This window comes from Streptomyces sp. NPDC052299 (assembly GCF_040679335.1).
In the GTDB taxonomy this organism is placed as follows: Bacteria; Actinomycetota; Actinomycetes; order Streptomycetales; family Streptomycetaceae; genus Streptomyces.
The window spans coordinates 30,711-52,444 of the sequence record NZ_JBFAUP010000008.1; the positions used below are offsets into that span (position 1 = coordinate 30,711).

At 73.8% G+C, this 21,734-nt stretch carries 15 protein-coding genes and 1 tRNA gene; 7 read left to right on the forward strand and 9 right to left on the reverse strand.

Annotated elements, in window-relative coordinates; translation table 11 throughout:
* The first annotated feature begins 34 nt into the window (after window positions 1–34).
* Window positions 35–499: a MarR family winged helix-turn-helix transcriptional regulator gene (locus AB0L33_RS15325; protein ID WP_365681981.1), complete on the forward strand. Its 465-nt coding sequence runs from the start codon at window positions 35–37 to the stop codon at window positions 497–499.
* Between the two features lie 14 nt (window positions 500–513).
* Here the strand turns inward: AB0L33_RS15325 and AB0L33_RS15330 are convergent, their stop codons facing one another.
* Window positions 514–1,623 carry an FAD-dependent oxidoreductase gene (locus AB0L33_RS15330; RefSeq protein ID WP_365681485.1) on the reverse strand — a complete coding sequence of 370 codons (1,110 nt, stop codon included), beginning with the start codon at window positions 1,621–1,623 and terminating at the stop codon, window positions 514–516.
* A gap of 146 nt (window positions 1,624–1,769) precedes the next feature.
* Between AB0L33_RS15330 and AB0L33_RS15335 the strand changes: the two genes are divergently transcribed.
* From AB0L33_RS15335 to AB0L33_RS15355, 5 genes are all read left to right on the forward strand, one after another.
* On the forward strand, window positions 1,770–2,174 hold the full coding sequence (locus AB0L33_RS15335) for a globin (RefSeq protein WP_365681487.1): 405 nt from the start codon (window positions 1,770–1,772) through the stop codon (window positions 2,172–2,174).
* A gap of 171 nt (window positions 2,175–2,345) precedes the next feature.
* On the forward strand, window positions 2,346–5,666 hold the full coding sequence (locus AB0L33_RS15340; protein ID WP_365681489.1) for an FtsX-like permease family protein: 3,321 nt from the start codon (window positions 2,346–2,348) through the stop codon (window positions 5,664–5,666).
* A gap of 1 nt (window position 5,667) precedes the next feature.
* On the forward strand, window positions 5,668–8,466 hold the full coding sequence (locus AB0L33_RS15345) for an FtsX-like permease family protein (RefSeq protein ID WP_365681491.1): 2,799 nt from the start codon (window positions 5,668–5,670) through the stop codon (window positions 8,464–8,466).
* Window positions 8,463–9,425: an ABC transporter ATP-binding protein gene (locus AB0L33_RS15350; protein ID WP_365681493.1), complete on the forward strand. Its 963-nt coding sequence runs from the start codon at window positions 8,463–8,465 to the stop codon at window positions 9,423–9,425. The genes AB0L33_RS15345 and AB0L33_RS15350 overlap by 4 nt, the downstream gene beginning before the upstream one ends.
* A gap of 42 nt (window positions 9,426–9,467) precedes the next feature.
* Window positions 9,468–10,517: a DUF2804 domain-containing protein gene (locus tag AB0L33_RS15355; protein ID WP_365681495.1), complete on the forward strand. Its 1,050-nt coding sequence runs from the start codon at window positions 9,468–9,470 to the stop codon at window positions 10,515–10,517.
* 8 nt (window positions 10,518–10,525) lie between these two features.
* Here the strand turns inward: AB0L33_RS15355 and AB0L33_RS15360 are convergent, their stop codons facing one another.
* The 7 genes from AB0L33_RS15360 to AB0L33_RS15390 all read right to left on the reverse strand — a co-directional run bounded on the left by AB0L33_RS15360 (window position 10,526) and on the right by AB0L33_RS15390 (window position 19,536).
* Window positions 10,526–11,212, reverse strand: a complete 687-nt coding sequence (locus AB0L33_RS15360; protein ID WP_365681497.1) for a hypothetical protein — start codon at window positions 11,210–11,212, stop codon at window positions 10,526–10,528.
* Window positions 11,209–11,631 (reverse strand): thioesterase family protein, encoded by a 423-nt coding sequence (locus tag AB0L33_RS15365; protein ID WP_365681499.1) that lies wholly within the window; start codon window positions 11,629–11,631, stop codon window positions 11,209–11,211. The genes AB0L33_RS15360 and AB0L33_RS15365 overlap by 4 nt, the downstream gene beginning before the upstream one ends.
* A 5-nt stretch (window positions 11,632–11,636) precedes the next feature.
* Window positions 11,637–13,301: an energy-dependent translational throttle protein EttA gene (gene ettA / locus AB0L33_RS15370; RefSeq protein WP_365681501.1), complete on the reverse strand. Its 1,665-nt coding sequence runs from the start codon at window positions 13,299–13,301 to the stop codon at window positions 11,637–11,639.
* A gap of 216 nt (window positions 13,302–13,517) precedes the next feature.
* Window positions 13,518–14,981 carry an LAETG motif-containing sortase-dependent surface protein gene (locus tag AB0L33_RS15375; protein ID WP_365681503.1) on the reverse strand — a complete coding sequence of 488 codons (1,464 nt, stop codon included), beginning with the start codon at window positions 14,979–14,981 and terminating at the stop codon, window positions 13,518–13,520.
* 208 nt (window positions 14,982–15,189) lie between these two features.
* Window positions 15,190–15,792, reverse strand: coding sequence for a single-stranded DNA-binding protein (locus tag AB0L33_RS15380; RefSeq protein WP_365681505.1), 603 nt, complete (start codon window positions 15,790–15,792; stop codon window positions 15,190–15,192).
* A 100-nt stretch (window positions 15,793–15,892) separates the two neighbouring features.
* Window positions 15,893–17,887, reverse strand: a complete 1,995-nt coding sequence (locus tag AB0L33_RS15385) for a GTPase (RefSeq protein ID WP_365681507.1) — start codon at window positions 17,885–17,887, stop codon at window positions 15,893–15,895.
* Window positions 17,884–19,536 carry a dynamin family protein gene (locus AB0L33_RS15390; RefSeq protein ID WP_365681983.1) on the reverse strand — a complete coding sequence of 551 codons (1,653 nt, stop codon included), beginning with the start codon at window positions 19,534–19,536 and terminating at the stop codon, window positions 17,884–17,886. The genes AB0L33_RS15385 and AB0L33_RS15390 overlap by 4 nt, the downstream gene beginning before the upstream one ends.
* Before the next feature lie 318 nt (window positions 19,537–19,854).
* Here AB0L33_RS15390 and AB0L33_RS15395 point away from each other — a divergent pair.
* Window positions 19,855–19,927 (forward strand) — tRNA-Arg (locus AB0L33_RS15395).
* Between the two features lie 153 nt (window positions 19,928–20,080).
* Here the strand turns inward: AB0L33_RS15395 and AB0L33_RS15400 are convergent.
* Complete coding sequence (locus AB0L33_RS15400; protein WP_365681509.1) at window positions 20,081–21,640, reverse strand: von Willebrand factor type A domain-containing protein; 1,560 nt, start codon at window positions 21,638–21,640, stop codon at window positions 20,081–20,083.
* Window positions 21,641–21,734: the final 94 nt, after the last annotated feature.

A 21,734-nucleotide genomic window follows, 5' to 3' on the forward strand; every position in this document is an offset into this window, starting at 1 on the left:
TTCTGTTCACATGCGAAAGGCCGACGAGGGGCAGATGGGGATCGCCACCGCTTTGGTGCGCTCCGCATTCCTGGTGAATGCCGTGTACGCCGATTCCGGCCGCGAACACGGAATCACCGCCCAGCAGGGCCAGCTGCTCTGCGTGCTGATGGTGAAGCCGTACGGCATGCGCGAGCTGGGCGCCGTACTGGGTCTGGCGAAGTCCAGCCTCACCGGCCTGGTGGACCGGAGCGTGCAGCGCGGCCTGGTGCGCCGGGAGCCCGACCCGGAGGACGGGCGCGCGGTGCGGGTCGCCCCGACCGAGGCCGGGAGCGCGCTCGCCGAGGTGTTCTACGCGGAGACCTGCCGGCGCGTCGAGGCCCTGACGGACGGGCTCGACGCCGCCGACCGGGAGCAGCTGACCGCGCTCCTGGGCCGCCTGGTGCTGGAGAACAAGGTCCCCGTGGTCTTCCGCGGCGAGTCCTGCGAGAACGCCCCGGCGGTCACCCCCGGCTGCTGAGGGCCACCGGCACGTCAGCGCACGATGCCGAAGAGCTCCGCGAAGCGCCCGGTGAACAGGTCCTTGCCCTTGTACGCGCTGACCTCCTCCGCGGACAGCAGCACCGGCCCGCCCGGCGAGGGGACCTGCCCCACCCCGCCGCCGGGCCCGAGCGGAAGCAGCGCGGACCGCACCGGGGACGGCAGATAGACGGCCGCCGGGTCCTCGCCGCGCACCTGGGCGAGGATGTTGGCCGCGACCACCTCGGCGTGCTTCATCGCGTAACCGGCCATCTTGGCCTCGGCCAGGTCGGTGAGGTCGCCCAGGGCGTAGATGTGGTCGTGGCCCACGACGTTGAGCCGTTCGTCCACCGGGACCCGGCCCTGCGCGTCGCGCTCGGCGACCCGGCCGTCGGCGAGGTAGTCGCCGTTGGAGCGCACGCCGTGGCAGCGGAACCAGATGTCGGCCGCGATGCGCTCACCGCCGTCGGTGGTCACCGTGAACGGGTCGAGCCGCCCGGGGCCGGCCGCCGGCTCGCCGGTGAGCGCGGTGGACAGCCGCAGCTCGACGCCGAGCGCGTCCAGCTGGCGCAGCAGTTCCTCGCGGACCTCGGGCAGGAAGCCCGGCAGCAGTTCCTCGGCCGGGTCGGTGATGACCACGTGCTTCTCGGGCCAGACCGCCTTGATCTCGCCGGACAGCTCCAGGCCGACCGGCCCGGCGCCGGTGATCAGGACCCGCGCGGCCCCGGCCAGCTCCTGGTGCGCCGCCCTGATCCGGGCCAGCGCCTCGCCCGCCAGGTCGGTGTCGGTCTTGGCCGGGAAGGGGTAGTCGGACCCGGAGGCGAACACCAGGTAGTCGGCGTCGACGCGCTCGCCGCCGGCCAGGGTGACCCCGCCGGGGTCCACGGCGACGGCCCGCTCGCGGCGGACGGTGCCGCGCTTCAGCAGGGTGTCGTACGGGAAGAAGATGTTCTCCGCCCAGTCGGGCCTGACCAGCGCCCGCAGTGAGCCCGCCGCGTGGACGAATGCGTCCTTAGGGTCGACCAGCACCACATCGGTTTCCTCGTCGAGCGCCTTCGCGACGGCGGAGCCGCCGTATCCGCCACCGATGACGACGACGGTGCGATTCCCTTTTCCGTTTGTCATGCCGACCCCAGCCCTTGAATGGAGATCCTATTTCGTTCGTTGCACGAACCATAGTAGTTCGCACAACGAACCGACAAGAGCGGAAAGGGAAGGAACGGAGAAGATCCCCCGGGCCCGGCGTACTGCGCGTCTGCGACCATGGACGGGTGACTGAGAATCCGCGCGACACGGTGCAGGAGCCGACCTTCTACGAGCAGGTCGGCGGCGAGGAGACCTTCAGGCGCCTGGTCCACCGCTTCTACCAGGGCGTCGCCGATGACCCGCTGCTGCGGCCGATGTATCCCGAGGAGGACCTCGGTCCGGCCGAGGAGCGGTTCGCGCTGTTCCTCATGCAGTACTGGGGCGGACCGCGCACCTACAGCGACCGGCGCGGACACCCCCGGCTGCGGATGCGGCACGCGCCGTTCCGGGTGGACCGCGCCGCGCACGACGCCTGGCTGCACCACATGCGCGTCGCGCTGGACGAGCTCGGCCTCGCCCCGGAGCACGAGCGCCGGCTCTGGGACTACCTCACCTACGCGGCCGCCTCGATGGTGAACACCGACGGCTGACCACTGGTCACCGATCGCCCACATCCGTGCGGAATCCGGTGCTCCGCGGCCGGATAGCGGTCACGAATGCATCAAGTTGTACCCGTAAGCGGTTTCCAGGGACGCGGGCCGTCTGACAGCATCCAGACAAAGCCGGGGGCGCGCGTGCGGTGAGTGGTGACTGGGGGGCAAGTGACGGGGTTCGTCTTTCTGCGGGTGAGGGCGCACCGGCTCCTCCTCGCGGCGGCCGTGCTGGCCGTGCTCCTGACCACCTCGGTCCTGGCCGCGCTCACCGCGTTCTCCGGTTCCGTCGGCGACGCCGCGCTGCGCCACACGCTCACCCACCGCTCCGCCGTCCCCGCCTCGCTGGTGGTCTCCGCGCAGCTGGACCCGGACGAGCGGCAGCCGGCCGACGCGGCGGCACGCAAGGCCGCCCGGGAGACCTTCGACGGACTGCCGGTGACCGTGCGGAAGCTGGAGGCGTCCGGCCCGTACGCGCTGCCGCGCAACCTCCAGGACCCGGCCGCCCGGCGCGGTGATCCCGACCTCACGCACTTCGCCTCGCTGGACCGCAGCCGTGTCCGCCTCACCGCCGGACGCATGCCCGCCGCCGGGGCGGGGAAGACCGGCGCCCCCGTCGAAGTGGCGCTGCCCGCGACGGCCGCCGATGCGCTGTCGCTGAAGCCCGGCGCCCGGCTGAGGCTCACCGACCGGCTGAGCGGCCCGGCGGTGGACGTCGTGATCACCGGGCTCTACAAGGCCGCGGACCAGGCCGACCCGTACTGGCAGCTGGACGAGCTCGGCGGGCGCGGCGTCCGCAAGGTCGTCTTCACCACGTACGGACCCCTGCTCACCGACCCCGCCGTGCTCGGCTCCGGCCGGACCAGCTCGGGCGAGGTGTCCTGGCTGGCGTCCGCCGACTTCCGCTCGGTCACCACGGACCGGATGGCGGCGCTGCGCGACGCGGCGACCGCGGGCCCGAAGAAGCTGCTGGCCGAGCCCGGCTTCGCGGACGGGGCCACCGCGCAGACCTCCCTGCCCACCGTCCTGGAACAGATCGACCGCGCCCTGCTGGTCTCCCGCTCGACGCTCACCATCGTGGCCGTGCAGCTGGTCCTGCTCGCCGGTTACGCCCTGCTCCTCGTGGCCCGGCTGCTCAGCAGCGAACGCGCGGGAGAGACCGAACTGCTGCGGGCGCGCGGCGGCTCCCGGGCCCGGATCACCTGGCTCGCCTCCGTGGAGGCGCTGCTCCTCGCGCTCCCGGCGGCCGTCGTCGCACCCCTGCTCTCCGGCCCGCTGACCCGGCTCCTCGCGGACCGCAGCGAGCTGTCCCGGATCGGGCTCCGCCTGGACACCGGGGTCACGGGACAGGTGTGGCTGATCGCCGCCGTCACCGCGCTGGCCTGCGCGCTCGCCGTCGTGGCGCCCGCCCTGACCGCCGGCGGGGGCCGCCGCACCACGCGTTCCGCCGCCCTGCCGGGCCCGGTGCGGGCGGGCGCCGACCTCGCGCTGCTGCTCGTCGCGGCGGTGGCGTACTGGCAGCTGGACCGGCAGACGAAGGGCTCGGGGAGCGGCGCGCTCAGCGGGGACCGGGCGGGCGGGCTCGGGATCGACCCGCTGCTGGTGGCCGCGCCCGCACTGGCCCTGCTCGCCGGCACCGTACTGACGCTGCGTCTGCTGCCGCCCGCCGCCAGGCTGGCGGAGCGGCGCGCTTCCGGCGGGCGGGGGCTGGCGACCGCGCTGGCGGGCTGGCAGTTCAGCCGTCGGCCGCTGCGGGGCGCCGGACCCGTGCTGCTGCTGGTCCTCTCGGTGGCGATGGGCATGCTGGCGATCGGGCAGAGCGCGTCGTGGAACCGCTCGCAGAGCGACCAGGCCGACTTCCGGTCCGGCGCCTCGGTGCGCATGACCGCCGGCATCAACACGGACCCGGCGAAGGCACCCGCGTACGGGCAGCTGCCGGGAGTCCGCGAGGCGGCGCCCGCCTACCGCACGACGGTGAGCCTTTCCGGCGAGCGCACCGCCGAGATCCTCGCCCTGGACACCGCGCACGCCGACGAGCGGATGCTGATGCGCGACGACCTCGGTGACGGTCCGGTGGCGGAGCTCTTCGACACCCTGACCCCGCCGAAGGCGGCCCGCGCCGGGCTGCCGCTGCCGGAGCGCAGCTCGCGCCTCCACTTCGACGTACGGATATCCGCCGACGGCGCCCCCCGCGAGGTCTCGCCGTCCGGCATGACCGCCCGGGTCTCCGTCCTCCTGGAGGACCGCTACGGACTGCCCTACCAGGTCGTCGCCGGGTCCGTCCCGGTCGACGGCAAGGCGCACCCGCTCTCCGTCGCCGTGGCGCCCGCGGGCGGGTTCGCCGTCACCGGGATCGAGCTGAGCGGCAAGCAGCCCGTGGACCGCGCGGAATCGCACCGGCTGACCGTGAGCGCGCTGCGGACCACCGCCGCCGACGGCACCGAGCGCCCCGTCCCGGTCCCCGACGGCTTCCGCTGGCAGGGCGAGAAGACCGAGGACGCCCTCCTCGACGAGCCGAAGCCGGGCACGCCCCTCACCCCGGCCGCGTCGGCCGCCGCCCCCCTCTCCGTCGGCTACTCCACCGGATCGGTCACCGCCGAGGACGCGGCGTACGCGGTCCCCACGATCGGCGTGCGGCTCACCGCGGCCCGGCCCGAGGCACCGGCCCTGAACGCCGTGGCCACGGACGCGTACCTCAAGGCGACCGGTGCGAAACCCGGTCAGAAGGCCGATGTGACCGTGGCCGGCGAGACGGTCCGGGTGACGATCACCCGGACCGTGCACCGGCTGCCCACGACCGGACCCGGCTCGGGCTCCTCCGCCGCGTCGGCCGAGTCCCAGCGGGCCAGGGACGGCGGGGCGCTCCTGCTGGACCTGCGCGCCCTCGGCGAGGTCTTCGCCGCCCGCCCGACCGCCCGGCTGACCGCCACGGAGTGGTGGCTGAGCACCGACCCCGGCCGGACGGCGGAGGTGGCGGCGGCGCTCCGCGCGCAGCCCGACACCGACCCCGTCCAGGTCCAGGTGCGCGACGAGATCGCCGACGAGCTGGTCACCGACCCGCTGGGGGCGGGCCCGCAGTCCGCGCTGCTCGCCGTCGCGGTGATCGCCGCCGCACTGGCCGCGGTCGGCTTCGCGGTGACCGCGGTCGGCTCGCAGCGGGAACGTTCCGCCGAGTTCGCCGTGCTCCGGGCCCTGGGCACCCCGCGCCGCCAGCTGGCCCGGATGACCGCCGCCGAACAGGGCGTCCTGATCGCCATCGCGCTGCTCGTCGGGGCCCTGCTCGGGGCCCTGCTGACCCGGGCGGTCGTGCCGCTGATCGTGCTGACCGGGCAGGCCGCCCAGCCGGTGCCGCCGGTCCTGGTGCGGCTGCCGCCCGGACAGGTCGCCGCGCTGCTGGCCGGAGTCGCCGCACTGCCCCTCGTCATCGTCGCCGTTCTGGCCCTGCGCCGCGCCGACCCCGCGACCTCGCTGCGCACCCAGGGGGACAACTGACATGAGTGCCCGAACCCCCCGCGCCGCGGCCCCCTGGGTGCGCACCCGGCTGCGCACCGCACCCGGCGCCGCCTGCGCGTTCGCGCTGCTGGTGCTGGTGACCGCGTTCCTCGCCGCCGCCCTCCCGCGCTCCGTCGACGCGTACGAGACGAAGGGGCTGCGCCACGACCTCGGCACGGCGGCCCCGGCGCACAGCGTGCTGGAGCTGAAGGGCCCCCAGCCCGGCCTCGAACTGCGCCCGGCGGCGCGCGAGGCCGCGGTGCGCGAGGACACCATGGCCGCCGCCCACGCCCAGATCCTGAAGCGGCTGCCCGCCCCGCTGCGCGCCGACACCGCCGAGTCGGCGTACGGGGTGCGCACCTCGACGCCGATCGCGGCCCAGGAGCCGTGGTTCCCGCGCCCGTTCGGCCTGGACCCGACACTGACGTACGTCACCCGGTCCGGGCTGTCCTCCCACGCCACCCTGCGCACGGGCAGCTGGCCGGCCACGCACGGCACGGTGTCCCTGACCACCCGGGAGGTCGAGGCCGCCGTCACCGAGGCGACCGCGAAGGCGCTGCGGATCAAGGCCGGTGCCACGATCGCCGTCCCCACCCGGGGCGAGGACACCCTGACCGTACGGATCACCGGCATCGTCGCCCCGAAGAACCCGGCGGGTTCCTACTGGTCGGCCGAGCCGCTGCTGCGGACGCCCTCGCTGGTGGCCAAGCCCACCAAGGACACGCCCCGCTACTACTGGATCGCCGCGCTGCTGCTGCCGCCGGACGCCGCGCCCGCCCTGCTCGCCACGCCCGGACAGCCCGAGCTGTACTGGCGGATCGCGCCGGACGTCTCGCGCCTCACCGCGCTGGACGTACCGGAGCTGCGGACCTCGGTGGCATCGCTGGAGGGCGGCCCGGGGCTGCTGGCGATGCGCGACGTGGCCGGTGCCACGGTGAGCATGGCGACGGACCTGGACGAGATCCTGACCGGGTACGACGGGATGCGGACCGCGATCCAGCCGGTCGTCACCGTCGCCGCCGTCGGCATCGGCGCGGTCGCCGCCGTCGTCCTGCTGATGACGGGCGGGCTGCTGGCGAGCCGCAGACACGCCGAACTCGCGCTGCTGCGGGCCCGGGGCGGCTCCCTGCGGGGCATCGGTGGCCGGCTCCTCGCCGAGACCGCGGTCACCGCGGTGCCCGCCGGGGCGCTCGGCCTGCTGCTCGCCGTGGTCGCCGTGGGCGACGCCCGGCTGTGGCCCGCGGCGGCCGGCGCCGGGGCGGTCGTCGCGCTGGTCTGCGTCGCGCTCCCGCTGCGCACCGCCCTGCGGCACCGCACCCCGCAGACCCACATCGACCGGGACGACCTGGCGACCGCCCGCCCGTCCCGGCGGCGCACCGTCGCCGAAGTCACCCTGCTGGTCCTCGCCGTCGGCGCGGTCGCGGCGCTGCGCCGACGCGGCACGGACGCGGAGGGCGGCACCGACCTGCTGGTCAGCGCCGCGCCGGTACTGGTCGCCCTGATCGCGGCGGTGGTGCTGGTCCGGCTCTACCCGCTGCCGCTGCGCCTGGCCCTGCGCTCGGTGTCCCGGCTGCGTGGGGCGGTCGGCTTCCTGGCGCTGGCCCGGGCCGGGCGCACCTCGGCCGCCGGCACCCTGCCGCTGCTCGCCCTGCTGGTCGCGCTGACCACGGCCGCGTTCGGCGGTTCGGTGCTGGCCGGGGTCGCGGGCGCCCGCGACGACGCCGCCGTCCTGGCCACCGGCGCCGACGCCCGGGTCACCGGCGAGGCCGACTCCGTACCGCTGTCGGCCGGTCTGGTCCGCGCGGTGGAGCGGGCCGACGGGGTACGCGGATCGGCCCGGGTCCAGGTCGAGTTCGGGGTGGCCCTGCCGGCCCCGGACAACGGCACCCAGGACGCCAAGGGCACGACCCTGGTGGGCGTCGACCCCGCCACGTACGCCGCGCTGGCCCGCTCCACCGGGCTCGGCCCGTTCTCCGCCGACCGGCTGCGGGCGAAGGGCGCGGCGGTCCGCGAGGGGACTCCGCCGGACGAGGACCGGGTCGTGCCCGCCCTGGTCTCGCCGTCCGTCGCCGAACGCCTCGGCGGCCGGCCGCTCGGCCTCCGCTCGCTGGCCGGCAACTTCAAGGTGCGGGCCGCCGCCACGGTCACGCGGACGCCCGCCGTGGACGGCAGCTCCTTCATCGTCGTGGACGCCGCCGCGTTCACCCACCGGCAGACCACGGCGCTGCTGCTGACCGGCTCCGGACTGGACGCGAAGGAACTGCGCGCGGCGGCCCGGCACGCGGGCGAGAAGGCCTCCGTGCGGCTGCGCTCCGAGGAGCGGGCCACGTACGTCGACACCCCGATGCAGTCCGGGGCGGAGCGGATCTACCTGGCGGCGATCATCGCCGGCGCCGGATACGCGCTGCTCGCCGTGCTGCTCTCGCTGCTCCGGACCGCGCCGGAGCGCACCACGCTGCTGGCCCGGCTGCGCACCATGGGCCTGACCTCGCGGCAGGGCGGGCGGCTCCTGGGCTTCGAGGCCCTGCCGCAGGCGCTGCTCGCGGCCGTCGGCGGGCTCCTCGTCGGCTGGGCGACCATCGCCCTGCTGGCCCCGGGGGTCGACCTCGTACGCCTGGCACTCTCGTCCGGCCCCGGTACCGGCCCGCTGGACAGCGCGCCGCTGCGCACCGATCCGTGGTCGCTGGTCCTCCCGGCGCTCGGGGTCATCGTGCTGACCGGCGCGGTCGCCGGTGTGCAGGCGTGGTGGGCCGGCCGCCGCGGATCGATCACCGAACTCAGGGCAGGAGACTCCCGATGACGACGCCGTCGACCGATTCCACGCTGGCGGAGCTCGAACAGCGGGCCGCCGCCCGGCGCGACCGGCCCTCCTATGGCCATGACGCGCTGATCGCCTGCGACCGGCTGGTGCGCATCTTCACCACGGACGGGGTGGAGGTGCAGGCTCTCCAGGGCCTCGATCTGCTGGTGGAGGAGGGCGAGCTGCTCGCGCTGGTCGGCGCGTCCGGCAGCGGCAAGTCGACGCTGATGAACATCCTGGCGGGCCTGGACGAGCCGACGGCCGGGGCGGCGAAGGTGGCGGGCTGCGACCTGCTGTCCATGGGCCCGAAGGAACGCCTCCGCTACCGCCGGGACGTGGTCGGCTTCGTCTGGCAGCAGACCGCCCGCAACCTGCTGCCGTATCTCACGGCGATCCAGAACGTCACCCTGCCCATGCAGCTGCGCGGCCGGGGCCGCGGCCGTGAACGGGCGGCGCGCGCCGAGGCGTTGCTGAAGATGCTGGAGGTCGAGGACTGCCGCGACCGGCGCCCGCAGCAGATGTCGGGCGGCCAGCAGCAGCGGGTGGCCATCGCCGTCTCGCTCGCCAACTCCCCCTCGGTGCTGCTCGCCGACGAGCCGACCGGCGAACTCGACTCGGCCACCGGCGAACAGGTCTTCGCCGCGTTCCGCCGCGCCAACGAGGAGCTGGGCACGACCATCGTGATCGTCACCCATGACCAGGCGGTGGCCAGTGAGGTGCGGCGCACGGTCGCGATCCGCGACGGCCGCACGTCCTTCGAGGTGCTGCGCCGCACCGAGGTCGACGCGGCGACCGGCCAGGAGTCCCAGGTCGCCCGCGAGTACGCGATGCTCGACCGCGCCGGACGGCTGCAACTGCCCGCCGACTACACCGAGGCGCTGGGCATGGAGCACCGGGTGATGCTGGAGCTGGAGCAGGACCACATCGGGGTGTGGCCGGACGGCCCGAAGGGCGGGTGACCGGCCCCGGAAGGCCGGCTGACCGGCCGTTAGTATCCGGCCATGACGACGTTCGAACGCGAGATCACCGAGCCGGTCGACCTGTGCCTGCCCGACGGCCGCCTCGACCCGGCGGCGGTCGGCTGGTCGCGGACCCCGCTGCACCGCACCCAGCTGCGCGGCTGGGGCCGGACGAAGCGGTGGGAGTACTGGTGCGTGACCACGCCCACCCATCTGGTGGCGCTGACCGTCAGCGATCTGGACTTCCTCGGCCTGAACAGCGTCTACCTGCTGGAATACGCGCCCGGCGGCCTTGAGTTCGAACGTACGGCGATCCTGCCCGCCGGTCTCGGCGCCCGCCTCCCCGACGTGGTGGCCGGCTCCCCCGGCGCCCCGGCCGTGGTGACGGGCCCGGCGCGCCCGACGGGCGGCAAGGTGCGCGTGGAGATCCGCGACGAGCCCGGGGGCACCCGGCTGCGGGCCCGCTGTCTGACCCCGGAGCGGGTCCCGGTGGAGGTGGACCTCCTCGTCGCCCGCCCGGAGGGCCACGAATCGCTCTCCGTCGTCGTGCCGTGGAGCAGCCGCCGCTTCCAGTACACCTCCAAGCAGACCGCGCTGCCCGCGTCCGGCCGGGTCAGGGTGGGCGGGGAGTTCCTGGATTTCGACGGGGACGACACCTGGGCGGTCCTGGACCACGGCCGGGGCCGCTGGCCGCGTACGGTCCGCTGGAACTGGGGCGCCGCCTCCGGCCGCACCGACGGGCACACCCTGGGGGTCCAGCTCGGCGGGCAGTGGACGCTGGGCACCGGCTCCACCGAGAACGCGCTCTGCGTGGACGGCCGGCTCAGCAAGATCGGGGAGGAGCTGGACTGGCGCTGGTCCGCCTCGGAACCGCTCCGGCCGTGGACGGTCCGCACCCCGCTGACCGGGCAGGTCGACCTGACGTTCACCCCGTTCCACAACCGCCGTGTCCGCACCGAGGCGGGGGTGCTGGCCAATCGCACGGACCAGCTGTTCGGCCACTACGACGGCACGGTCCGCGCGGACGACGGGACGCGGATCGCGGTGGAGCGGCTGCTGGGGTGGGCGGAGGACGTGCGGATGCGGTGGTGAGCCGGCTCTCAGCCGTTCACGGAGACCGCGAGGTTCCCCAGGCCGCCCGCCGCCCCGGCCCGGCGCAGGGCGACGGAGCCGTACGGGGTGCGCAGGCGCAGCCAGCTGCCGGCCGTCAGGAGGGCGACCGGGAAGGCGGGGTCGGCGCGCAGGAAGCCGAGGGACTGCGCGGCGTGGACCGCGCGCAGCGGGAGTTCGGTGTCCGCGAGGGTGCGGGACCAGATGTCGTGGCCGATGCGGTCCCGCTCGGCACGGGTGCGCCGGTCCTCGGGCAGGGCCTCGTCGCGGACCCGGAATTCGTTGACGGCCGCGGTGAGCGCGGCGCGCAGGGCGACGGGTCCGGGGAGCCCGGACCGCTCCCGCCAGCCGCCGCGCGGCGGGAGGACACCGGCCCAGGGCGGTCCGGTGACCGGCGCGGGCAGGGCGGCGTGGTCCCGCCCTTCGTCCGGCAGGGCTTCCAGGAGGTCGCCGGCCGACACGGTGACGTCGAAGTCGTGCGCGTCGGCGAGCCGGGCCGTGCGGATCGCCAGCACGTCGAAGGACGGCGGCCTGCCGAACACGGCGAGCGCGCCGCCGCCCGCCTGGAGGCGTACGGCGGCGGCGCGGTCGTAGTGGAGCAGCCGCCCGAGGAAGGCGCCGAGATCGGCGGCCTCCCTCGCGTCGGCGAACCGCAGCGGCTGTACGGACACGGTCATACCGCGGCGGGCTCCTCGGCCAGGTACTCCTGGAGGAACAGCTTCTCCTCCGGGGAGATGCGCCGGGGGCGCTCGGCGGCCAGGTCGTACGGCACGACGACGGTCGAGGCGCGTACGTAGACCTGGTCCGGGTCCTTGATCTCGTAGGCGATCGTCAGGGACGCGGCGCCTATCTTCGTGACCCAGGACTCGACGGTCACCGGCCGGTGCCGGTGGACCAGCGGCCGCACGTAGTCGATCTCGTGCCGCGCCACGACGGAGCCGCCCGCAAAGGACGGCGAGCCGTCCCCGGGCGCCAGCCGGAACATGAAGTCGATCCGCGCCTCCTCCAGATAGCGGAGGAAGACCACGTTGTTGACGTGGCCGAAGGCGTCCATGTCCGACCAGCGCAGCGGGCAGCTGTAGATGTGACGAGCCAAGACGATCAGCCTCGCGTGAGCTTCTTGTACGTGGCGCGGTGCGGACGGGCCGCGTCCGGGCCGAGGCGGTCGACCTTGTTCTTCTCGTACGACTCGAAGTTGCCCTCGAACCAGTACCACTTGGAGTCGCCCTCGTACGCCAGGATGTGCGTGGCGACGCGGTCCAGGAACCAGCGGTCGTGGGAGATGACGACGGCCGCGCCGGGGAACTCCAGGAGGGCGTTCTCCAGCGAGGACAGGGTCTCGACGTCGAGGTCGTTGGTGGGCTCGTCGAGGAGCAGCAGGTTGCCGCCCTCCTTGAGCGTCAGCGCCAGGTTGAGGCGGTTGCGCTCACCACCGGAGAGGACCCCGGCCGGCTTCTGCTGGTCCGGGCCCTTGAAGCCGAACGCGGAGACGTACGCCCGCGAGGGCATCTCGACCTGGCCGACGTTGATGTAGTCCAGCTCGTCCGAGACGACGGCCCAGAGGGTCTTCTTCGGGTCGATGTTGGCGCGGGACTGGTCGACGTAGGAGATCTTGACGGTCTCGCCGACCTTGATGGAGCCGCTGTCCGGCGTCTCCAGGCCCTGGATCATCTTGAACAGCGTGGTCTTGCCGGCGCCGTTCGGACCGATGACGCCGACGATGCCGTTGCGCGGCAGCGTGAACGACAGGTCGTCGATGAGGACCTTGTCGCCGAAGGCCTTCGAGAGGTTCTCGACCTCGACGACGATGGAACCGAGGCGCGGCCCCGGCGGGATCTGGATCTCCTCGAAGTCCAGCTTCCGCATCTTGTCGGCTTCGGCGGCCATCTCCTCGTAACGGGCGAGACGGGCCTTGGACTTGGTCTGGCGCCCCTTGGCGTTGGACCGCACCCACTCCAGCTCTTCCTTGAGCCGCTTCTGGCGCTTCTCGTCCTTGCGGCCCTCGACCTTGAGGCGGGCGGCCTTCTTGTCGAGGTACGTGGAGTAGTTGCCCTCGTACGGGAGCGCGCGGCCGCGGTCCAGTTCGAGGATCCACTCGGCGACGTTGTTGAGGAAGTAGCGGTCGTGGGTGACGGCGACCACGGCGCCCGCGTACTTGGAGAGGTGCTGCTCCAGCCAGTTCACCGACTCGGCGTCGAGGTGGTTGGTGGGCTCGTCGAGGAGCAGCAGGTCGGGCGCCTCGATGAGGAGCTTGCAGAGCGCGACGCGGCGCTTCTCGCCACCGGAGAGGTTGACGACGGGCCAGTCGCCGGGCGGGCAGCCCAGGGCGTCCATGGCCTGCTCCAGCTGGGCGTCCAGGTCCCACGCGTTGGCGTGGTCCAGGTCCTCCTGGAGCTTGCCCATCTCGTCCATGAGCGCGTCGGAGTAGTCGGTCGCCATCAGCTCGGCGACCTCGTTGAAGCGCTTGAGCTTGCCCATGACCTCGGCGGCGCCGTCCTGCACGTTCTCCAGGACCGTCTTGTTCTCGTCGAGCTCCGGCTCCTGCATGAGGATGCCGACGCTGAAGCCGGGCGACAGGAACGCGTCACCGTTGGACGGCTGCTCCAGGCCCGCCATGATCTTCAGCACCGTGGACTTACCGGCGCCGTTGGGCCCCACGACACCGATCTTCGCGCCGGGCAGGAAGTTCAGGGTGACGTCATCGAGGATCACCTTGTCGCCGTGCGCCTTGCGCGTCTTGCGCATGGTGTAGATGAACTCAGCCAAGAGAAACCGTCCGGCAATCGATGTGTGGGCAGATACACCCCATCTTGCCTGACGGCCGCCTCTTGACGGAAACCGGTCCGGTGCGCGATACGCGCGGTCCCGGGTCGCGGTACGTGCGGGCCGGGCGGGGCGGTGCGGCGGGGGTGCGCGAAGGCCCCGGCGGGCCGAAGCCTGCCGGGGCCTTGATCAGTGCGTGTGACGGTGTGCTACCGCTGGTCACTCACTGGCGGTGCGGCCCTTGCGGCGCAGGAGCACGACCGCGCCGCCGCCGACGACGACCAGGGCGATGGCGATGCCCGCGATCATCGGGGTGGCGCTGGAGCTGCCGGTCTCGGCGAGGTTGGTGTCGTCGCCGCCCGTGTTGCCGCCGGCCGTGGCCGTGGTCGTCGTGGGCGTGTCACCACCGGTCTGGGTGTCGGTGCCACCGCTGCCGCTGCCGCCGGTGCCGCTGCTGGTGGTCTTGCAGTCCAGGACGCCCTTGAAGGTCTTGGAGAAGCCGTTCGGGCCCGTGACCGTGATGTCGTAGGCCTGGTCCTCGGCGACCGGCACGGTGACGGTGACGGTCTTGCCGGCCTCGACGGTGTTCTCCTTGCCGTCGAGCTCGAAGGTGAACGCCTCGTCGCCCTTGTTGCCGACGGTGATGTCGACGCCGCCCTTGTCGCAGTTCTTCTCGGCGGTGGCCGTCGGGATCGGGCCCTGCTTGGCCCAGGTGGCGGTGGCGGTCGCGGAGACCGTCGACTCGCTGGAGCCGGCCAGGATCTGGGTCTGGCTCTTGGTGACCCCGGCGAACGCGCGGCCGACCGGGACGGAGGTGGCGGCCTGGACGGTCAGCGAGGCGGTGCCCTCCTCGGAGCCGGCGGGCACGTCGAAGTAGAGCTGGTCGCCGTCGGACGCCGTGGTGACGGGCTTGCCCGCCTTGTCGGTGACCTTCACACCGCTGGCGAGGTCCGCCGGCGGGGTCACCGTGGCCTGGCCGGCGTTGGTGCGGACGGTCACCGGGCCGAGGCGCTCACCGGACCGGCCGGAGACCGCGACCGGGTCGAGCGCGAGGGACGCCTTGGGCTCGGGGGTGACGGTGGCGGACTTCTCCAGCCAGTCCGCGAGCTTCTCCGCCTGCTCGTCCTGGGCGGTCACGTCGACGTGGTCGGAGAACCGCCAGATCGCGACCTGGGTGCCGGCCGCCGCGGTCTTCTCGGTGAGCGTGCCGGTGCCGGCCGCCTTGGCGAGCTCCGAGAGGTTGTCGACCTGGGGGTACGAGTGCTGCAGGACCCAGAGGATCTTGCCGGCGTCCTTGTTGCTGCCGAGCGAGGTCTGGCCCCAGGGGGTCTCCAGGTACTTCGCCTGGTCCTGGGTGTGGTTGTGGATGTCGATGCAGTACGTCTTGAGCTTGCCGCCGCCGTCGACGTTCATCTCGAACAGGCCCGCGGACACCTTGTCCTTCTTGCCGCCCGTGTGGACGTAGGCGGTGTCATAGGTCTTGAGGCCGTCCAGTACGGCGGTGGCCCCGCCCTGGTGCGCGGGCACCTCGTCGGCCGTCGCGGTCCCGGCGCCGACGAGGGCTCCGGCCACGACCAGGCCGGACGCCATCGCGGAAGCGGTCAGCCGGGCTATGCGCCCGCGTCGTGCGGTCGGGACCGTCGCCTTGGCGGACGAGGCGGTCGCTGAAGAAACAGAAAACACTTATTTCCCCTCCGGGCGAGACCCTCGCGCCCGGTACGCGTGTGGGGATTGTCCCGCCTGCTACTCAAGTGCCTTGTGAGTACGGGGAGATCCTATGGAGCGGGCCATGAACAGTCCCCCGTCATACCATCCGACAACCATTCCGAATCGCAATCGTTATCCCGGGCAACACGCGCCCCCTTGCGCCCCCGCCCGGCCCACCCGGTCCTCACGCGGTGACCAGATCGGAGTCGGGCTTCCGGGGCGCCGCACCCCCTTTCTGACGCACCGTCCGCCGCCGCGCCGCCGTCCGCTCTCGCACCGGCGCCTCTTCCGACGGCTCCGCGCCGCCCGCCGGTCCGTCCTCGCCCACCGGCTCCCCGCCCGGCCGCTCCGGCGCCTCCCGCACCGCCCACGGATCGGCCCCCGCCGCCACCGGCGCCGGACCGTACCTCGATGTCAGCCCCGGCTCGCCCCGGACCACCCGGCGGAAGGCCGCGGTGCCCCGGGTCAGATCGTGGCCCACCGCCACCGCCTCGATGTCCACGAAGGTCCGGCGCTGCCCCTCCACCTCCTCCTCGCGCACCTTGAGCCTGCCGTGCACCACCAGGGGCTCCCCCACCGCGACCGAGCCCGTCAGATTCGCGGCCAGCGTGCGCCACGCCCACACGGTGTAGAAGCTCGTGTGCCCGTCGGCCCAGGCTTCCTTGGCCCGGTCCCACCGCCGGGGCGTCACCGCGAACCTGAACCGGGCCATGCCCCCGGTCGCCGTGTCCCGGAACTCCACCGCGGTCGCCGCGTTGCCCACCAGCGTCACCAGCGTCTCGTTCATGACTCCGCCTCCCCTTCGCCCGGGTCCCGTGACCGCGCCGTACGCGCGGTCACCGGTCCCATGCTGGAGGGGAGGCGGAAATCCTGCCGGGAGCTGTGGACTAACGGCCCGTTGTGGAAAACTCCGTTACCGCCACGTAGCGTTCGCGCACTTCGCGGTAGCGCATCAGCTCGGCCGCGACCGGGTCGAGCACCCGGGCCCGCCCGCAGGCCGCCGCCGCCTCGCGCAACCGCCGTTCGGCCTCCTGGCCGTACCGCCGGGCGGGCCCCCGGGCCGCCGCCGCGCACGACCACTCGACGAGCGGGCCGCCCACGATGCCCGCGAGCATCACCAGGGTGGGCGTCAGCAGCCCGGGCTCCAGTACGCCGATGATCTGGCCGGCCAGCCACAGGCCGCCGAAGATCTGCAGCAGCGTCATCGCGACCTGCGCCAGCACCGCTGCCGGCCACCACGCGGGACGCGGCGGCTTCCCGGCGGCGCGCCCGCCCCGGGCCTCCCCCGCCGGGCCTCCCGCGGCCTGTGACGCCGAAGCGCACACCGCCGCACCGCCCGCGCCCCGCGCCGCCGTCTCGCCGCCCGTCAAACGCTCCGCCAGTTCGTCCAGCGCGTCCGGCAGCCCCTTCGCCCCGTGCACCGCGGCCTCCCGCACCGCCTGCGCCCAGGGCCCGGGCAGCCCGGCCGCGGCGTCGTCCGCGACCGTGCGCACGGCCTGCTCGACGCGCTGGCGTGCGGTGAGCCGTTCCTCGGGCGGGGCGGCGAGCGGGACCCGGTCCCGGCTGCCGGGCTGCCGCGTGGCCTCGTACCAGCGCCACAGCCGCAGCCACGGCGTGCCGCAGGCCCGTCCGGCGTTGCGGCGCCACTCGCGCTCGGCCGCCTGGCCCGCCGCCGCCGCGCCCACGGCCTCCGCGAGCCGGTCCGTGAACTCCTCCCGGGCCCGCTCCCCCAGCCCCGGCCGTCCCTCGGCGACGTACACCGGGCGGAGCCTGGCCGCCGCCGCGTCCACATCGGCGGACAGCCGGCGGGTGGCGGCCGTGCGGTCCTGGACGAACCGGCCCAGCAGCTCGCGCAGTTCACCGACTCCCTCGCCGGTGAGGGCGGAAAGCGGCAGGACGGTGGCTCCGGGCTCGCCGTGCTCGCCGAGCGCCATGCCGTCCTCGTCCAGCAGCCGGCGCAGGTCGTCCAGGACCTGGTCGGCGGCCTCGCCCGGGAGCCGGTCGATCTGGTTGAGCACGACGAAGGTGACCTCGGCGTGGCCGGCCAGGGGCCGCAGATAGCGCTCGTGCAGGGCGGCGTCCGCGTATTTCTCCGGGTCCACCACCCAGATCACCGCGTCGACCAGCGCGAGCACCCGGTCCACCTGGTCGCGGTGGCCCTTCGCCGCCGAGTCGTGGTCGGGCAGGTCGACCAGGACGAGGCCCTGCAGCGCCTCGTCGGCCGCCGCGCCCGGCGACGGCCTGCGCCGGAGCCTGCCGGGCACGGCGAGGCGGTCCAGCAGCCCGGCGGCCCCGTCGGTCCAGGAGCAGGCGAGCGGGGAGGAGGTGGTGGGGCGGCGCAGGCCGGTCTCGGAGAGCTGGGCACCGGCGAGCGCGTTGAAGAGGGCCGACTTCCCGCTGCCGCTCGCCCCGGCGATGGCGACGACGGTGTGCCGGGAGGAGAGCCGCTGCCGGGCGGCGGCCTCGTCCAGCACCCGGCCCGCCTCGGCGAGCGCGGCCCGGTCCAGGCGGGCCCGGGAGAGCCCGACGAGCTCGCGCAGGGCGTCCAGGCGCGGCCGGAGCGGGCTGCCGGAGTCCACGTACGCCTCGACCTGCGGCCGTCCGTCGTCCTCGTCGCCCGGGGTCTCGTCCGGGGCCTGCTCGGCCTCCTTGCGGGCGGCCTGCGCGCGCCGGGCGATCAGCCCGTCGTCCCAGCCGGTGCCGGAACGGGCGGCGTCGGAGCCGGAGGTGCCGGAGGTGCCGGAGGTGCCGGAGGTGCCGGAGGTGCCGGAGGTGCCGGAGGTGCCGGAGGTGCCGGAGGTGCCGCAGGCTTCGGAGCCGGCGTCCGACAGCTGCTCCCCGGTCCCGCCCTGCCCCGGGTTCTCGTCAGTGACGGCAGTCATCGCTGCCACCTCTCCTTCTGCAGTAGGGACAGCGCGGCAATGAGTTCGGCCTGTGGCTCGGGGGCCACGTCGAGGGCGTCCAGGGGGGCGAGCCGCCGGTCGCGTTCGCCGTTGAGCACGTGGTCGAGGCAGTTGGTGAGCAGCGCGCCGCCCTTGTCGCGCAACCGCAGCGCGCCCTGCGCCCCGATGCGTTCGGCGAGCTGTTCGCCGGCGGTGCGGGCGCGGCGTCCGCCGAGCAGGGCGGCGGCCAGCAGGGTGGCGACGGTCTCGGGGTCCGGGGCGGTGTTGCGCTCCATCAGGCGCAGCTCCTCCTCGGCGAGTTCTTCCAGGATGCGGCGCCATCTGCGTACGGTCATGTCGATCCGGCCCCGGATGTCCTCGGCCGGTCCCCAGCCGCCCTCCTCACGGCCCGCAGCCTCGAAGGCGAAGGCGGCCGCCGCGGGCTCCTTGCGCCAGACGGCGCGGATCTGCTCGTCGGCGGCGGCGACGCCGCACTCCAGGAGCGCGGCCAGGCTCTCGACCAGCGCGTCGAGCACCTCGTCGGAGGTGCTGTACGTGGGGTAGCCGCGCCACCTGGTCCGGGCGTCGCCGGCGAGCGCGCCGCCGTTCTTCAGCCTGCGCCGGAGCCGGGCGCCCTCCTTCCGGTACGCCTCCTCGACCACGCCCGTGAGCCGTACGGCGGCGGCGTACTGCGCGGCGACGGCTCCGGCGAGCGCGGGCATCCGGACGTCGAGGGAGTCGATGACCCCGGCGGCGGTCCGGCCGACGGCCTGCTGGCGGGCGGCCGGGTCCTGGGCGCGGTGCGCAAGCCAGGCGCGGAGCGGGGCGACGGCGGTGGTGGGCAGGAGGCCGCTGCCGCCGCCCGCCGATTCGGGCAGCTCGGGGATGGTGAAGCGGGGCACCTCGCCGAGCCCGGCCTTGGTGAGCAGGGCCCCGTACTGGCGCGAGACCTCGGCGATCACCTGGTGCGGGACGCGGTCGAGGACGGTGACGAGCGAGGCGTTGTACTCCTTGGCGGTACGCAGCAGATGCCAGGGCACGGCGTCGGCGTACCGGGAGGCCGTCGTGACCATGACCCAGATGTCGGCGGCGCAGATGAGTTCGGCGGCCAGGACCCGGTTTCGCACCACGAGGGAGTCGATGTCGGGGGCGTCCAGCAGGGCGAGTCCGCGCGGCAGCCCGGTCGCGGTCTCGACGCGCAGCGCGGTGCCCTCCTCGGCCGCGTGGCCGTCGGGTCCGTCGAGGTCGTCGCACTGGCCGGGCTCGGGGTACTCCTCGGGCGGCAGCCAGACCCGGGTGAGCTGCGGCAGCACCCGTACGTCCACGAACCAGTGCTGGTCGTCCGGGTGGCAGACGAGGACGGGCGTGCGGGTGGTGGGCCGCAGCACCCCGGCCTCGCTGACCCGGCGGCCCACCAGGGAATTGACGAGCGTCGACTTGCCCGCGCCGGTCGATCCGCCGATGACGGCGAGCAGGGGCGCCTCGGGGTCCTTGAGCCGGGGCAGCAGGTAGTCGTCCAGCTGGGCGAGCAGCTCGGTCCTGGTCTGCCTGGCGCGGGGGGCGCCCGGCAGCGGGAGTGGGAGACGCACGGCGGCGACACGGTCGCGCAGGGCGGAGAGTGCGTCGATGAGCTGAGGCCGTACGTCCAAGGTCACCACATGCGAAGAATGCCCAATTTTGGAGCCTTTTTGAAGCGTATAGCCACCTCTGCGCGCCGGTTCCTCCGTCCGGACAGAGGGGATGAGTGGGGCGCAGGCATAACGAGTGCACAACACCCGTGGCGTGAAGCGTCAAAAGCGGTGCGTGATCCGGGCCTACCTGCGATTATCGTTTCGCTTCACCGAACCTCCACATCGTGCCACGCAGGTGAAGCAACGAGGTCGAGCCAATCGGAGCCCTATCCTTGTCCCGGCAAGGTCACGGACCGCCCGGGTCCCGGGGCTCCTGACCACCGCAGCCACCACCCGGCCCCCGTAGCTCAGTGGATAGAGCAGGTGCCTTCTAAGCACTTGGCCGCAGGTTCGAGTCCTGCCGGGGGCGCATCCGCCCAGCCGCCCGCGCCGGACCTCCCCCCGAGGGAGGTCCCTTTTTTTCGCGGGGCACAGCACGCTAGCGCGATCCGTGTAGTGACCGCGTAAAAACCGCCGCGCCCCGGGAGAGCGCGCCGCTCCCCCGGGGCGCCGGTGCCCTCCGTCAGTCCATCTCGCCCTCTCCCCTGTCCTCCACGGCGTCCCCGCCGCCCTTCAGCCGGTCCGCGCGGGTGATCGCGTCGGCCAGCTTCGTCACCGAGGCGTCCTCGGTCGTCGTGGCCAGCTTCTCGGCCCGGTCGGCGAGTTCGCCGAGGCCCGGGGTGCCGGGCAGGCCCGCCCCGCGCAGGTTCTCCGCGAAGTAGGCGGCCACCGCCGTCACCTGGAGGCGGGTGCTCCGGCCGCCCCAGAGCTTGCCGGTGATCGCCCCGGTCGCCACGGAGCCGGTCTCCTCGTGCGGCTTGCGGGTCTTCGGGTCGAGCCAGCGCACGGTCGCGGTGGCGACATGGCCGGAGGCGCCGTCGCGCAGCCGCACCGCGTACAGGGCGGTGACGGTGTGACCGGGACCGACCTCGCCGCCGTCCACGGTGTCGTCGCGGAAGTCGTCGTCGGCGACCTTGCGGTCCTCATAGCCGATCAGCTTGAACTTCTCGACGGTCTTCCGGTCGAAGGCGACCTGCGCCTTGGCGTCCCGGGCGGTCAGTTCGAGGTGGGCGGGGAGCTGGTCCACGAAGACCTTGCGGGCCTGTTCCTCGTCGGCGATGTACGTGGTGTGGCCGTCGCCCTTGTTGGTCAGCCGCTCCATGAACGCGTCGCCGTAGTCGCTGCCGACGCCCACGCCGAACAGCGTGATGCCGTGCTCGCGGCGGGCCGAGTCGATCCGTTCGAGGATGTCGTCCGCCTCGGTGTCGCCGGTGTTGGCCAGCGCGTCGGAGAGCAGGACGACGCGGTTGTTGACGCCCTTGCGCCGGCCCTCCACCGCCTCCTCGTAACCGCGCTCGATGCCCGCCCCGACGTTGGTGGAGGCGGCCGGTTCCAGTGAGTCGACGGCGTCGCGGATGCTGCTCCGGTGGCCGCCCAGCCGGGTCATCGGAAGGACGGTCTCCGCCTCGTCGCTGAAGGTCACCAGGCTGATCGAGTCGTCGTCGCGCAGTTCGTCCGTGAGGATGCCGAGCGAGGTCTTGACCAGGCCGAGCCGGTCGGGCGAGTTCATCGAGCCGGAGACGTCGACCACGAAGGTGAGGGCGGCCGGGGGCCGTTCGTCGGTGCTGGGCGCGGCCTTCGTGGCCAGGCCGACCCGGACCAGCGACCAGTCGCCGTCCTCGCCGGCGGCCCTGGCTCCGTCGACGGAGACGGAGAAGCCGTTGCCCTCGGGGCGCCGGTAGCCCTGGCGGAAGCTGTTGACGAACTCCTCGGGCCGCACGGTCTCCGGTCCGGGCAGCCGGCCGTCGGCGAGGGTGCGGCGGGCGTAGCCGTACGAGGCGGTGTCGACGTCCAGCGCGAAGGTGGAGAGGTAGTCGGGCGGTGCCGTCTCCTTGAGCCGGTCCGCCTCGCCCTCCTGCTCCTTCGCCCCACCCGTGTAGGCGGGCGCGGGCGCCCCCGCGCGCCGTTCGTCGGACGTCGCCTTGCCACCCCCGTCGTCCGTCCCCGAGCAGCCGGTGAGCAGCACGCCCGCCGCGAGCAACAGCCCCACTGCGCCCCGGTACTTCCGTGTGCGGTGTTCCATCCCGTACCCCCTGTGTCGTCACGTCAGCACTTGTGAATGTGACGTGCGAGGGGGCGGCCCGGACCGGCCGAAAGGGTTGCGGAACGATCTCGAT